This window comes from Streptomyces antimicrobicus (genome assembly GCF_020532625.1).
In the GTDB taxonomy this organism is placed as follows: domain Bacteria; phylum Actinomycetota; class Actinomycetes; order Streptomycetales; family Streptomycetaceae; genus Streptomyces; species Streptomyces antimicrobicus.
This window is the reverse complement of sequence record NZ_JAJAUY010000159.1, coordinates 1-13,636: the sequence shown is the minus strand read 5'-3', so window position 1 is coordinate 13,636 and position 13,636 is coordinate 1. Positions and strand designations below refer to the sequence as shown.

At 76.5% G+C, this 13,636-nt stretch carries 9 protein-coding genes; 2 read left to right on the top strand and 7 right to left on the bottom strand.

Annotated features, from left to right (window positions below; translation table 11 throughout):
- Positions 1-1,306 precede the first annotated feature (1,306 nt).
- From LG632_RS26620 to LG632_RS26610, 3 genes are all read right to left on the bottom strand, one after another.
- The gene (locus tag LG632_RS26620; protein ID WP_226730094.1) at positions 1,307-4,345 is read right to left on the bottom strand and encodes a helix-turn-helix transcriptional regulator; all 3,039 of its coding nucleotides are present in this window, start codon (positions 4,343-4,345) and stop codon (positions 1,307-1,309) included.
- Between the two features lie 80 nt (positions 4,346-4,425).
- A complete protein-coding gene (locus LG632_RS26615) occupies positions 4,426-4,590 on the bottom strand; it encodes a hypothetical protein (RefSeq protein WP_226730093.1) in 165 nt (54 codons plus the stop codon).
- 204 nt (positions 4,591-4,794) lie between these two features.
- A complete protein-coding gene (locus LG632_RS26610; protein ID WP_226730092.1) occupies positions 4,795-7,713 on the bottom strand; it encodes a helix-turn-helix transcriptional regulator in 2,919 nt (972 codons plus the stop codon).
- A 201-nt stretch (positions 7,714-7,914) separates the two neighbouring features.
- On the opposite strand from LG632_RS26610, the gene LG632_RS26605 reads away from it, so the two are divergent.
- Entirely contained in the window at positions 7,915-8,424 is a 510-nt protein-coding gene (locus LG632_RS26605) for a hypothetical protein (protein WP_226730091.1), read from the top strand.
- A gap of 7 nt (positions 8,425-8,431) precedes the next feature.
- On the opposite strand, the gene LG632_RS26600 is transcribed toward LG632_RS26605, so the two are convergent.
- From LG632_RS26600 to LG632_RS26585, 4 genes are all read right to left on the bottom strand, one after another.
- The gene (locus LG632_RS26600; RefSeq protein WP_226730090.1) at positions 8,432-9,052 is read right to left on the bottom strand and encodes a hypothetical protein; all 621 of its coding nucleotides are present in this window, start codon (positions 9,050-9,052) and stop codon (positions 8,432-8,434) included.
- Between the two features lie 44 nt (positions 9,053-9,096).
- The gene (locus LG632_RS26595; protein ID WP_226730089.1) at positions 9,097-9,666 is read right to left on the bottom strand and encodes a GNAT family N-acetyltransferase; all 570 of its coding nucleotides are present in this window, start codon (positions 9,664-9,666) and stop codon (positions 9,097-9,099) included.
- A 41-nt stretch (positions 9,667-9,707) separates the two neighbouring features.
- On the bottom strand, positions 9,708-11,936 hold the full coding sequence (locus LG632_RS26590) for an MMPL family transporter (protein ID WP_226730088.1): 2,229 nt from the start codon (positions 11,934-11,936) through the stop codon (positions 9,708-9,710).
- A 176-nt stretch (positions 11,937-12,112) separates the two neighbouring features.
- Positions 12,113-12,478: a cupin domain-containing protein gene (locus tag LG632_RS26585; RefSeq protein WP_226730095.1), complete on the bottom strand. Its 366-nt coding sequence runs from the start codon at positions 12,476-12,478 to the stop codon at positions 12,113-12,115.
- A gap of 176 nt (positions 12,479-12,654) precedes the next feature.
- On the opposite strand from LG632_RS26585, the gene LG632_RS26580 reads away from it, so the two are divergent.
- Entirely contained in the window at positions 12,655-13,452 is a 798-nt protein-coding gene (locus tag LG632_RS26580; RefSeq protein ID WP_226730087.1) for a GNAT family N-acetyltransferase, read from the top strand.
- Positions 13,453-13,636 lie beyond the last annotated feature (184 nt).

Below are 13,636 nucleotides of genomic sequence, written 5' to 3'. Positions count from 1 at the left end.
GGACCGCCGGGCCTGGCTGGACCGGGCTGGATCCGGCCGGACGGGACCGTGCCGTGGCTGGACCGTGCCGTGGCTGGACCGGGCCGGAGCGAGCCGGAGCCGAGGCCGGGGCCCCGGCCGGGCTGGACCTGGCCGGACGACCGCGCCGTGGCTCGACCGGACCCGTGCCGGAGCCGTGCCGTGGCCGGACCGGGCCGGGCCCGGCTGGACCAGGCTGGACGGGCCGGCCGTGGCTGGGGCCGGGGCCAGGGCCGGGCTGCACTTGGCCGGTCGGGTCCAGGCTGGACCGGGCTGGGCGGGCTGCACTGGGCCGGACCGGGCCGGGGCCGCTCGGGACCCGGGCGGGCGCGGCCGGTGGAGGCCGGGGACGGTCGGAGCTGGCGCGGTGCCGCGTTTGGGCCGGGCTGACCGGGCGGGGGCAGGGGCTGGCCCGGCGAGGCCGGGGGGAGCCGGCCGGGCCCGCTGTGGGGCCAGGCGGTGGGGCAGGGCCTGGGCCCGCCGGGGCCAGAACTGGCCCGCTAGGGGCCGGGTCGGGCGGCGTCCGGTCCGCAGCCGGGACCGGACCGGAAGCGGGCCCTGGACCGGAAGCGGACCGGAAGCGGGACGACCGGGACCGGACCGACGGGGCCGGCTGGGGGTCGGGGTCGTGGGCGCAGGGTGGGGGTGTCCGGGACGTAAAGCGTGATTTGTGGCGTGACTCCCGCCCGAGATCCGAAATCATCTGAGATCGCCATAAATCATGCAGTCCCGGACACCCCTACCCGGAGCCCGCGGCCCCGACCCCCGGCCCCGAAGCCCAGCACCGGGCCCACGACCGGCCCGGGGCCAAGGCCCGCCGAGCCCGGAGCCGGGCCACGACCGGGGCTGGCACGCGACCTCGGCCGGAGGCCAGGCCGGGCCCGTCAGGGCCTGCGGGCACGGGCTGGCCCCCGGGTCGGGGCCGGGCCAGGACGTGGCCCGCGGGCACGGCTGGCCCCCGGGTCGAGGCCGGAGCCAGGCCAGGCCCGAAGGCTTGGCTGGGCCCCGGGGACGGGCTCAGGGGCAGGGCCAGGCCTGCGCCAGGGCCGGGCCAGGCCGAGGCCGGAGCTGTCCGGGCAGGGCCGGGCACGGGCACGGCTGGAGCCGGGCCAGGCAGGGCCGAGCCGAGGCCGAGGCCGAGGCCGAGCACGGCTGGGCCAGCGCCGGGGCCGGGCTCAGGGCCAGGCACGGCCCGCAGGCACGGCTGGCCCCGGGCAGGGCGCGGCTCGGCCCCGCCGCCCAGGGGCAAGGCCAGGCCCCGGCGCCCAGGGGCAAGGTTGCGCCGCGCCTAGCGGGTGGGCTGGTCCGCCGGGGCGAACAGCCGCAGCCGGTGGGCCAGCGCCGCGGCCTCGCCCCGCGCGGAGACCCCGAGCTTGGCCAGGATGTTCGACACGTGCACGCTCGCCGTCTTCGGCGAGATGAACAGCTTCTCGGCGATCTGGCGATTGCTGCACCCGGCCGCGACCAGCCGCAGCACGTCCCGCTCCCGGCTGGTCAGGCCCAGCGCCTCCACCGGGTCGCTGTCCACCTCGGCCTCGACCGGCTCCGAGCCGGTCGAGGCGAGCGGGAGCCGGGCGCGCCGGGCGAGCAGGGCCAGGTCCTCGCGCAGCCGGCGGGCGCCGAGCCGGTCGGCGGCGGCATGGGCGTGACGCACCAGCCCCGCCGCCCGGTCCCGGTCGCCACCGGCGGCCAGCACCGCCTCGGCGAGCCGGTGCCGGGCACGGGCCAGCAGGTACGGGCGCTCCAGGGGACGGACGGCGGTCTCGACCGCCGTCCAGTCCTCGACGGTGTCCCGGCCCTCGGCCCGCCGCAGTTCGGCGCGGACGTACTCGCCGTGGGCGGCCCACACCGGAAACGGCGTGGCCAGGCCGCGGGCGGCGGTGCGGATCGCGTCCAGGGCCGCCGCGCGCCCGGCGTCGGCGCTGGGCAGGCCCACGGCGTCGGCCTCGGCCGTCGCCACGGCGAGCAGCAGCGGCCATGCGTAGCGGTGGTGGCCGAGCGGGAAGCCGTAGGCGACGGCGTCGAGGAACTCGGCGCGGACGTCGGCGATCCGCCCCTCCCCCGCCGCGACGCCGACCGTCAGGCGGTACAGCGGGATGCGGTGCTGGGGCTGGGTGTCGTGGGTGCCGAAGTGCGTGTGGGCGGCGGCGAGCTGGTGCGCGGCCTCGGTCAGTTCGCCGCGGGCCAGCGCCAAGTACGCCAGGCGCGCGGAGGCGGAGCCGCGCGGTGCCGCGCTCTGCGCCACGTGCAGGGTCCGGCGGGCGACGTCGGCGGCCTCGTCCCACCGGCCGAGGCTGTACAGGCTCTCGGCGAGGTTGCCGCGGATCCAGGCCTCGGTGTCCAGGAGCCGGGCCCGGCCGACGAGTTCGACGCCCCGCTCGGCCACGTCGACCGCCTCGCGGGAGCGGCCCATGCTCTCCAGCTGGGAGGTGAGGTTGATGTGCGCGCGGCCCGCGATCATCGTGAAACCGCGGTCGACGGCCAGGTCCTTGACCTCGTGCAGCGCGGCGATCCCAGCGTCGGGGCTGCCGGCGTCGGTGAGCAGGCAGCCGACGGTGACCCGGGCGTCGAGCTCGACCTCCTCGGCACCCACCATCCGCGCGTACTCGACGGCGCGTTCGGCGGCGGCGAGGTTGTCGGGGCCGGGGTTGTGCAGCATGCCCCAGCCGGCGGCGCGCATCAGCACCTCGGCGTGCACGTGGGAGGGGGGCAGGCCGCGCACGAGCTCCTGGGCCTTGGCCAGTTCCTCCCAGCCGTCGCCGCGGGCGAGGCTGGAGACCAGCCGGGAGCGCTCGGTCCAGAACCAGGCGGCGCGCAGCGGGTCGGGGTCGTCGTCGAGCATCCGCAGCGCGAGCTTGGTGAACTTCAGCGCGCGTTCGCGTTCGCCGCCGAACCGGGCGGCGACGGTGGCCTCGGCGAGCAGGTCGAGCCGGACGAGCGGGGTGGTGGCCGGGTCGCAGCCGCACGGCGGGTAGACCTCGGTGTAGTCCACGGGGCGCAGTCCTTCGCGGACGTCCGCCGGGGCGCTGTCCCACAGTTCCATGGCCCGTTCCAGCAGCCTCAGCTGCTCGGAGTAGGCGTGCCGGCGGCGGGCGGCCACGGAGGCGTCGAGCACGGCGGGCAGGGCCTTGGCCGGCTCGCCGGCGTAGTACCAGTAGGTGGCGAGCCGGATGACGCGTTCCTCGGCGCGCACCAGGGTGTCGTCGGCCTCCAGGCACTCGGCGTAGCGGCGGTTGACGCGGGCGCGTTCGCCGGGGAGCAGGTCGTCGCTGACGGCCTCGCGGACCAGCGAGTGGCGGAAGCGGTAGCCGTCGCCGTCGGCGGTGGCGAGCAGGATGTTGGCGCCGACGGCCGCGCGCAGGGCCTCGATCAGCTCGTCCTCGGTGAGCCGGGAGACGGCCAGCAGCAGCGGGTACTCGACCGTGGACCCGCCCTCGGCGACGATCCGCACGACGCGCTGGGCGGCTTCGGGCAGCACCTCGACGCGGACGAGCAGCAGGTCGCGCAGGGATTCGGTGAGTCCGGTGCGGCAGCCGCTCTTCATGGAGGCGACGAGTTCCTCGACGAAGAAGGCGTTGCCGTCGGAGCGTTCGAAGACGGATGCGACCAGGTCCTCGTCGGGCTGGGAGGCGAGGATGCCGGCGAGCTGGCGGCGGACCTCGGCGCGGTTGAAGCGGGCCAGTTCGATGCGCTGGACGGTGCGCAGCCGGTCGAGTTCGGCGAGCAAGGGCCGCAGCGGATGGCGGCGGTGGATGTCGTCGGCGCGGTAGGTGGCGACGACGACGAGGCTGCCGCTGCCGAGGGTGCGGAACAGGTAGGCGAGCAGGTGCCGGGTGGAGGTGTCGGCCCAGTGCAGGTCCTCCAGGACGAGGACGACGGTCCGACCGGCGGCTATGCGTTCCAGCAGCCGCGCGGTCAGTTCGAACAGCCGCGCGGTGCTCTCCTCGTCGTGCGGGACGCGGGGGGTCTCGCCGAGTTCGGGCAGGATGCGGGCGAGTTCGCCCTCCTGGCCGGCCGCGGCGGCGGCCAGTTCCTCGGGCAGTTGGCGGCGCAGCGAGCGCAGCGCCGTGGAGAAGGGGGCGAAGGGAAGGCCCTCCGCCCCGATCTCCACGCAGCCGCCGACGGCGACGACGGCGCCGCGCCGGGTCGCCTCGCAGAGGAACTCCTCGGTGAGGCGGGTCTTGCCGACTCCGGCCTCCCCGCCGATCAGCAGTGCCTGCGGTTCGTGGCCGGCGGCACGGGACAGGGCGTCGGTGAGGACGGCCAGTTCGTCGGCGCGGCCGACGAACACCGGGCTGACAGATCTGGTCTCCACGCAGGGGAGCATCGCACAGAGGTCCGCCTGTGCGGCACTCCGTATCAGGGCGGTCGTCATCGTGCGGTCAGGTCACAGACGTCCCTTCCGCCTCACGCGGCGCGGCCGAAGACGCTCCGGTCGCCCCTCACCTTCCCTTCTGCTTCCTCGCGACGAGCGGACCGGCGGGCGGCCTGCGCCTTGCGCACCAGCCGGTAGCGGTCGGCCTCGCGGTAGAGGTCGGCACGGCGGGCCACGGCGATCTCGTACTCGAACATCTGCGTCTCCTCGGGGCGGTGGGTCTCTCGGGCACCTCGTTGCGGTGTGCTCCCAGATTCCCGGACCAGCCCCCTCCCCCACATCGGGCGCATGCCGCATCTGCGGACGCCGGGGGGCCTTAGGGCGGAGCCCACCCGTCCACGGGCCGGCCTAAGGCCCCCGACGGGGGTGCTTAGGGGGGCCGTACGGGGGCTCGTGGGGCCTTACGAGCCGGCCCACCGGGCCACCAGTTCGGTGCGGTTGGCGCAGCCGAGCTTGCCGAGGATGCTGCGGACGTGGCTCTCCACGGTGCGTTCGGAGATGACCAGGTCGGCGGCGATCTGCCGGTTGGTGCGGGCCCGGGCCACGTGGCCGGCGATCTGGCGTTCGCGCGGGGTGAGCGCGCCGGCGCCCGTACGCCGGGCGGCGATCTCCCCGAGGAGGCGTTCCGCGGTGGCGGCGGGTCCGGGCATCCCGAGCCGGCCGGCGGTGCCGAGCGCCTCCCGGGCGAGGGCGCCGGCTTCCGTGAGGGCGCCGGCGTCGCTCCGCAGCGCCGCGAGGTCCAGGCAGGTCAGCGCGACGAACGGGCGTGCGCCGAGGGCGCGGTTGCGCACCAGCGCCTCGCGCAGCAGTTCCTCGGCCTCCTCCGGGCGGCCGGCGGTCAGCGCGAGCCGGCCGAGGTCGCGGCTGACCGTGCCCGAGAAGTACGCCGTAGGGGTGCCGATCGCTCCCGGGTACGGCCGGAACAGCGCGAGCTGGTCGTACGCCAGCCCGGCCGCCTGGGCGTCGCCGGCCAGAGCGATCAGGTCGACCAGGTTGAGCAGCACCGCGGGCCACGGCGGGTTCGTCATGGGGAACGGCAGCAGCGGACGCAGCCGGCCGTAGACGTCGCGGGCCTCGTCCAGCCGGCCGGCGAGGAACAGCGCCCGGCCGCGCAGGGACAGCACCAGCGGGTGCCGCGGGGCGCGGTCGAGCTCCTGCCACATCTGCGCGGACAGTTCCGTGGCGTCACCGCGGACGAGGGCCAGTTGCTGGCGCAGGACGTGGCTCAGCGCGAGCGCCGACCGGTCACCGCCGGCCCGGGCGAGTCCGGTGGCCTCGTCGTTGTGCCGACGGGCCTCGGCGAACCGTCCTTCCTGCACGGCCCGGGCCGCACGCACGCGCAGCAGGTGCCAGCGGACCAGGGGCAGCGGGGCGCGGTCCACGACGGCTTCGATGCCGCGCAGCGCGTCGTCCACGAGGTCCAGCCGGCCCAGCAGGTACGCGGCCTGGACGCGCCACTGGTGGCCGAGTACGGCGGCGAGCGGATCGCCGAGCCGCTCGGCGCGGGCGACGGCGAGTTCGCCCAGGCGCAGGCGCTCGGGGGTGTCGTCGGGGTGCGCCAGCGTCATCTGCACCGCGCGGGCGGCGTCGAGTTCGGCCCGCAGGTCACCGGAGGCCTCGGCCAGTTCGAGGGCGGCCCGGGCCTGCCGGGCCGCCTCGGCGGGCACGTCGAGTTCGGCGGAGGCGGTGGCGAGCTGGGCGAGCAGCCGGGCCCGCACCGCGTCCGGCAGGCCCTGCACGGCCAGTGCCGCCCGGCACATCCGCGTGACGGCGTCCGACGCGTGCGGGAAGGTGACGCCCTGGAGCACCAGGGCCACCTCGGCGAGCAGGTCCGGCCGGGAGTGCGCCCGCGCCGCGGCGGACGCCTCGTCGCAGTGGCGCAGGCAGGCCTCGTAGTGGCCGGCCAGGTAGGCGGCGCGGGCCAGGTCGACGAGGGCCGGGGCGCGCTGCGGGTCGCCCGCGTCGAGGACTGCGGCGGCGTCGGCCAGGTGCCGGGCGGCGTCGGCGTAGGCGTGCCGCTCGCGGGCCAGTGCGGCGGCGGCCCGGGACCAGTGCGCGGCGGCGGTCCGGTGCTCGGGCTCGGTCCCGGCCTGCCGCCAGTGGGCGGCGATCCGGGCGGCATCGGCGGGGTCGCCGGAGCGTTCCAGGGCCTGTGCTGCGGCCCGGTGCAGGGCCCGGGCGGTCGCCGGGGTGGTCCGGCCGAGCACCTCGTCCCGGACCAGCTCGTGCGTGAAGCGGTAGGTGCGCCCGGCTCCGGTGGTCCGCGCCGCGGTGAGGACCCCGGCGTGCCAAGCGGCCTCCAGGGCCTGGGCGACCACGGTCTCGCCCGGGCCGGGCAGGGCGGCGGCGAGCTGGGCGGCGTCGAGCCGTTCGCCGAGCACGGCCGCGGCCCGTACGACGTCGCGCTGGTCGGCGGTGAGCCCGGCCAGCAGGCCGCTGACGACCGTGCCGAGGCTGCCGGCGCGGGTGCGCAGCGCGGCGACGAGCAGGGGCAGACCGCCCGTGCGCCGGTACGCCTCCCCCGCATCGGCCTCGCCGACGCACCGGGCGACCTCGGCGTAGGTGAAGGGGGCCAGGCGCAGCGTGGTCGCACCGTAGCGGCCGAGCTCCGCGAGGGCCGCGGCGGGCTCCTCGGGCACCGGTTCGCGGAAGGTGCCGAGCACGAGCAGCCCGGTGCGGGCGGCCTCGCCGGTCAGGTGCCGCAGCAGGTCGAGGCTGGCGGCGTCGGCCCAGTGCAGGTCCTCCAGCAGGACGGCCCACGGCCGTTCGGCGGCCGCCGCGACCAGGGCCTCGGTCATCCGGGCCAGCTCCAGGAACCGCGCCGCGGCCGCGTCGGCGGGCACCGTCGCGGTCCACGGCGGGGCGGGGGCCGGGGCGTCCGCCGGGCCCGGGGGGTCCACCGGGGCCGGGGCGTGAGCGTGGGGGCGGGCGTAGCCCGGGGCGTCCGGCGGAGCCTGGGTGTGGGCGTCGGCCGGGGCAGCCGCCAGGGCCTCTGCATGGCCGTCGGCCGGTGCCCGTGGGGCCTCGGGCGGTTCGGCGGCCCGCCGCCCGGGTGGGCCGGGGGCCGCCCCCACGAGGCGGAGCGTGTGCTGCCAGGGCCACAGCGGCGGAGCCACCGCGTCCCTGGGGCAGTGTCCCCGGGCGACGGCGAAGCCCGCGGGGCCGGCGTACCGGCGCAGCGCCTCGGCCGCGAGGGTGCTCTTGCCGACACCGGCCGGCCCCGCGAGCAGCACCACGGCTCCGCGGCCGCGCGCCGCGGCCTCGAACTGCTGCGCCAGGACCGCCAACTCGGCCGCCCGGCCGACGAATTCGGTTGCCACCTCGGCAGTATCCCGCAGCCGAGGCCGACGGGACCGGCGGCGGACGCGGGGCGGCGGCTGCGGGGGCGGCTGCCGCCCGAGACGCACCGCGGGCACGCCCCCGGGACCCGTACCGGGTTCAGTGGCAGTACTGATGCTCCAGGCCTCCTACGGGACCCACCGTGGTCGGTACGACCCCAACGGACCGACAGGAGAAGCACCATGCGCGCACGCCTGACCGCCGTCGTCGCGGCGGCCGCCACCACGGCCGTCCTCGCCGTCGCCGGCTGCCGGATCACGGTCGAGGAGCACCCGTCCTCGCCCACGCACCCCACCACGCACCCCACCACGCGCCCCCTCCCGCTCACGACCGGCCCCGCGTCGCCGTACCCGAAGGGACCGGACCCCGAGCGCCCGGTGACCAGCCCGCCGCCCACCCCGTGGGTCCCCAAGGGCCCCGCCACGCTCGTCGGGTGCGGCAGCCACGCCTCGGGCCACGCCTGCACCTTCCGGGGGTACGGCTTCAAGCCCGGCGAGCGGGTCCGTCTCACCCGGGGCACGAGTGCGGCCGACGTGGGGGGCCACGTCTTCACCGCCGACAAGAACGGCGGGTTCCGCACCGACCTGGTCTCCAACACGCCGTCGGGGCTGCACCCGTACGCCGCCCGGGGCCTCACCTCCGGCCGCGAGGCCCGCACCCAGGTCCGGATCACCCCGGGGCTGTGGGGCTGAGTCCTCGCTACCCGGCCGTCGGGAGGGGCGTGACGACGTCGAAGTACATCAGGGTGAACACCACCAGGCCGAGGGCGCCCAGGGCGGTGCCCGCCCAGGCGACCGCCTTGACCCAGGTGGGGTGGACGCGGCCGGGGGCGCCGAAGGCCGGGCGGAGCAGGACGAAGACGGCCAGGAGCAGGGCGAGGGCCGAGAAGAGGCCGTTGACGAGGGCGGTCATGTGCCAGGCGTTGCCGTAGAGCGCCTCGATCTTGGCCTGGGTGCTCGTGGCGTCGACCGAGCGGATCTGACCGAGGAGCGTCTCGCGCTCGGCGAGGACGCGGGAGACCCAGGTGCCGCTGAGCGCGACCAGGCCGAGTCCGGCCGCGACGACGGCGGAGGCCGCCGAACCGACGCCCGTGGGCCCTTCCTCGACGAACTCCTCGGCCGGGTCCCCGTCCCCGTCCAGGTCGGTGGCCCCGTCCTCGTCGGTGTCCGCGTCCAGGACCGCGGCGGCGTCGGCGTCCACGTCCGCGGCGGCGACCGGCGGAGTGCCGGGGGCGGGGGCGGCGGCCGTGGGGGCGGAGTCGGGGGCGGGGCCGGGGTCGGTGGCGGTGGCGGAGTCGGGGCCGGGCTTCGTGGTGTCCATGCGGGGCACCGTAGGCGCCCCGCATGAGAGGTTCCTGAGAGGCGCTACGCGGCCGGCCCGGCGGCCGCCCGGTGGGCGCGCCACTCGTCGGCGAGGATCGCCCAGACCTCGGTGTCCTGGAGCACCCCGCGGTGCAGGTGGTTCTGGCGCATCACGCCGTCGCGGGTCATGCCGAGCCGCTGGGCCACGGCGATGCTGCGCTTGTTCTCCGAGGCCGCGTGCCACTCCACGCGGCGGATGCCGCGCACGTCGAACGCCCAGTCCAGCAGCACCCCGCACGCCTTGGTGACCAGCCCCCGGCCGACCCCGGCCGGCTCCAGCCAGCAGCCGATCTCGGCGTTGCCGCCGGCCGCGTCGAAGGCCGGGAAGAGGACACCGCCGACCAGGGTGCCGTCGAGCCGGATGCCGTAGAGCCGGACGCCGTCGTCGGCGGCCTTGTGCGCGTTGGTGCCGAGCAGGGTGCGGGCCGCCTCCAGGTCCTTGGAGCGGTCCGGGAACGGCACGTACTGGCCGATGTACTCCCGGCCGCGCTCGATGTGGGCGAAGAACTCCTCGGCGTGCCACGCCTCCAGCGGGAACAGGTGGGCGTCGTCGGCCAGGGGTATCGAGAACATGCGGTTCCTTCGGCGTCGTCGGTCCTTCGAGCGGTGGCCCGCTAGCGGTGCAGCGCGGCCGGCCCGGGGTCGTCCGCGCCCGACCGCTGCCCGGGCAGTGTCGCACGGGAGGCCTCGCGTTCGGGCGCTTCGATGCTGATGCGCGGCAGCCGCCGCTCCAGCCAGGCCGGCAGCCACCAGTTGGCCCCGCCGAGCATGTGCATCAGCGCGGGGACCAGCAGGGTGCGCAGCACGAACGCGTCCAGGGCCACGGCCACGGCGAGCGCGATGCCGAACATGGCGATGATCCGGTCGCCGCTGAGGACGAACGCCAGGAAGACGGAGATCATGATGACCGCCGCCGAGTTGATCACGCGGCTGGTCTCGGCGAGGCCGACGCGGACGGCCCGCCGGTTGTCGCCCGTCTCCAACCACTCCTCGTACATCCGGCTGACCAGGAAGACCTGGTAGTCCATCGACAGCCCGAACAGCACCGAGACCATGATCACCGGAAGGAACGGCTCGATCGGCCCGGCGCTGCCCAGGCCCATCCGCTCGCTCCCCCAGCCCCACTGGAAGACCGCCACGACCACGCCGAAGGACGAGGCGACGGCGGCGACGTTCATCACGGCCGCCTTCAGCGGGATCCCGATCGACCGGAACGCGAGGAGCAGCAGGGCGCAGCCGAAGGCGATCACGACGCCGACGAACAGCGGCAGCTTGCCGACGACGACCTCGGCGAAGTCGTCGTAGCCGGCCGTGACCCCGCCCACGTGCACCTGCAGGCCGGTCCCGCGCGCCGCGCCCGGGACGACGTCCTGGCGGATCCGGTCGACCAGTGCGCTGGTGGCCCGGGACTGCGGGGCGGAGTCGGGTACGACGGTCAGCACGGCGGTGTCGCCGGCGCGGTTGACCGTGGCGGGGCCGGTGGCCGCGACGCCCTCGGTGGTGCGCAGGGTCTCGGCGAGCCGGTCGAAGGCGACCCGGTCGGCGGGGCCGTCGAGCCGGGCGACGACCGCGAGCGGCCCGTTGGTGCCGGGGCCGAAGCCCTCGGCCAGCAGGTCGTAGGCCTTGCGGGTGGTGGTGTGGGCGGGGTTGTTGCCCTGGTCGGAGGTGCCGAGGTGGAGGAAGAAGGCGGGCAGGGCGAGCACCGCCATCAGCGCGGTGGCGACCGCGCCGAGCAGCTTGGGCCGGCGTTCGACGAAGGCGGCCCAGCGCGCGGCGAACCCGGTGGGCGCCTCCGGCCGCGGCCCGTGCTCGGCGAGGGCGCGGCGCTGGCGGCGGGACAGGGCGCGCATCCCGATGTACGAGAGCAGGGCGGGCAGCAGGGTGAGCGAGGCCAGCACCGTGAGGACCACGGTGAGGGAGGCGGCGATCGCCACTCCGCCGAGGAAGTTCAGCCGCAGGACCAGCATGCCGAGGAGGGCGATGCAGACGGTGGCCCCGGCGAAGACGACGGCCCGGCCGGTGGTGGCGACGGCGTTGCGGGCGGCCTCCTCGACGGAGAGTCCGCGCGCCAGGCCCTTGCGGTGGCGGGTGACGATGAACAGCGCGTAGTCGATGCCGACGCCGAGGCCGATCAGGGTGCCGAGCATCGGCGCGAAGTCGGCGACCGGCACGGCGTGCCCGAGCAGGGTGATGCCGGCGTAGGCGGTCCCCACGCCGACCAGGGCGGTGGCCAGCGGCAGCAGGCTCGCCGCGAGGGAGCCGAAGGCCAGGAACAGCACGACCCCGGCCACGGCCACCCCGACGACCTCGGCGAGGTGGGGGCGGGGGGCCTCGGTCAGGCCGACGGCGCGGCCGCCGAGTTCGACCTGGAGGCCGCGCTGCTCGGTGGCGGGGTTCTTGGCGGCGGCGACGACGGCGCGCGCCTGGGCGGCGGGCACGGCGTCGGCCGGCCGGTCGAAGGTGACCACGGCGTACGCGGTGCGGCCGTCGGCGCTGATCTGCCCGGCGCCCTCGGGGGCGTAGGGGCTGGTCACGGAGGCGACGCCCGGGAGGGCGGCGATGGTGTCGAGGGCGTGGCGCATGCGCTGCTCGACGTCGGGGGTGCGGGCGTTCTCGTGCGCGGGGGTGCGCCAGACGACGCTGTCGGTGTCACCGCCCTGGTCGTGGAAGCCCTGCTTGAGCAGGGCGCCGGCCTTGCTGGACTCGGTGCCGGGCACCTCGTAGTCGTTGGAGAAGGCCGGTCCGGCGGCGACGGCCGCGGTGGCGGTCGCTCCGAGGGCGAGCAGCCAGATCAGGACGGCGACGAGGCGGTGCCGCAGGCACCACCGGGCGATTGCTGCCAACGGTCGAGCTCTCCCTGGTTCGGATCCACACCGGGGTACAGCCCGACGCAAGGAACACGTGAACGCCTGACCCGTGCCGGCAGGGGGTCGCCCTCGCAGGGTCCATCGGGCCACGATCGCAGCGTTTCGTGATCGTTGGTCCGTTTCGTGTGCATCATCACAGCCCTGAGGGGGGATCAGGGCCCTTCGGCCCTGTACCCCGGGACGGAGGGCCAGCGCACGGTGAGCACCACGGCGTCCTCCTCGGCCTCCCAGGAGTGGTCGACGCCGCGGCCCCAGACGACGTAGTCGCCCTGCTCGGCCAGGACGACGTCACGGCCGGGGAACTCCATCCGGAACCGCCCGCTGATCAGCACCAGCAGCGCGGTGCGGTCCTCGCCGCGCACCCACTGGGCGCGGCGCTCGCCGCGCGGGTGGACGCCCCATTTGATCTCGACGTCCTTGCTGTGGCGGGGGTCGTCCGGCTCCTTGAAGTGGCCGAGCAGCCAGCCGCGGTCCTGGGCGGCGTCGGGGCCGGCCCTGCCGACGTAGACGTCGGGCAGGGGGGCGTCGTCGAGGTCGGGGGCGGGGAGGCGGGGGTGAGTGAGGTCGCGGTGGGTGAGGTCGCGGTGGGTGAGGTCGCGGTGGGTGAGGTCGCGGTGGGGAAGGCCGTCGTCAGTCATACGGCGCCAGGCTAATGCAGTTGCGGACGGGCACGGTTCCTTGCTCAGCTGCGCGGATGACCTTTGAGACAGACGTACGGGACCTGTACGACGCCGAGGAGCGCCGCGGCGCGGTGACCGACCGGCCGGGGGCCGTGGTGGAGCGGGCCGGTGCCGTCGTACGGCAGTGCGCGCCGGACGGCGGATGGAACGCGGTGGTGTGGTCGGACCTGCGGGAGGACACGGCGGACGCGGAGATCGCGGCGCAGGTCGCGTACTTCGCGGGGGCGGGTGTGCCGCGGTTCGAGTGGAAGCTGTACGGGCACGACCGGCCGGCCGACCTCGGCGAGCGGCTCGGCGCGGCCGGGTTCGTGGCGGAGCCGGCGGAGACGCTGATGGTGGCCCGCACGGCGGAGGTGGGGGCGGAGCCGCCGGCGCTGCCGGACGGGGTCCGCATCGAGGAGGTCACGGACGCGGCCGGGGTCGACCTGATGATGGAGGCCCACCGGCTGGCGTTCGACGAGGACCACCCGGGGCTGCGCGAGCAGCTGCTGGGCCGGCTGGAGGCGGCGCCGCAGACGCTGATGGCGCTGGTCGCGCTGGCGGACGGCCGTCCGGTGAGCGCGGCCCGCATGGAGATCCGCCCCGGCGGATCCTTCGCCGGCCTGTGGGGCGGGGGCACCGCGCCGGCGTGGCGCGGCAAGGGCATCTACCGCGCGCTGGTGGCCCACCGCGCGGCCGAGGCCGCCCGCCGCGGCATCCCGTACCTCCAGGTCGACGCCTCCCCCGACAGCCGCCCCATCCTCCACCGCCTGGGCTTCCACGCCCTGACGACGACGACCCCGTACATCTGGACGAACCCGACCACGACCTGAGCGTGGCGGGGCGGGCGCGCCGTCCCCACGCCCCTGGGCAAGGCCCCGCCCCGCCCCCGGCCGCATCCCGGCCCGAGCCCGGACCAGGCCCAACCCAAAGGGGCGCGGGGAACGGCGCGCCCAGCCACCCACCGGCCGCAGCCGCGCGACGGGAATCCGCCCCCGTGCGGCGGGCAGCGCACGA

Coding starts and splice junctions, on each gene's coding strand:
- LG632_RS26595 (WP_226730089.1), bottom strand. CDS start 9,666: ATGTTCTCGATACCCCTGGCCGACGACGCCCACCTGTTCCCGCTGGAG.
- LG632_RS26620 (WP_226730094.1), bottom strand. CDS start 4,345: ATGCTCCCCTGCGTGGAGACCAGATCTGTCAGCCCGGTGTTCGTCGGC.
- LG632_RS26615 (WP_226730093.1), bottom strand. CDS start 4,590: ATGTTCGAGTACGAGATCGCCGTGGCCCGCCGTGCCGACCTCTACCGC.
- LG632_RS26600 (WP_226730090.1), bottom strand. CDS start 9,052: ATGGACACCACGAAGCCCGGCCCCGACTCCGCCACCGCCACCGACCCC.
- LG632_RS26580 (WP_226730087.1), top strand. CDS start 12,655: ATGACCTTTGAGACAGACGTACGGGACCTGTACGACGCCGAGGAGCGC.
- LG632_RS26605 (WP_226730091.1), top strand. CDS start 7,915: ATGCGCGCACGCCTGACCGCCGTCGTCGCGGCGGCCGCCACCACGGCC.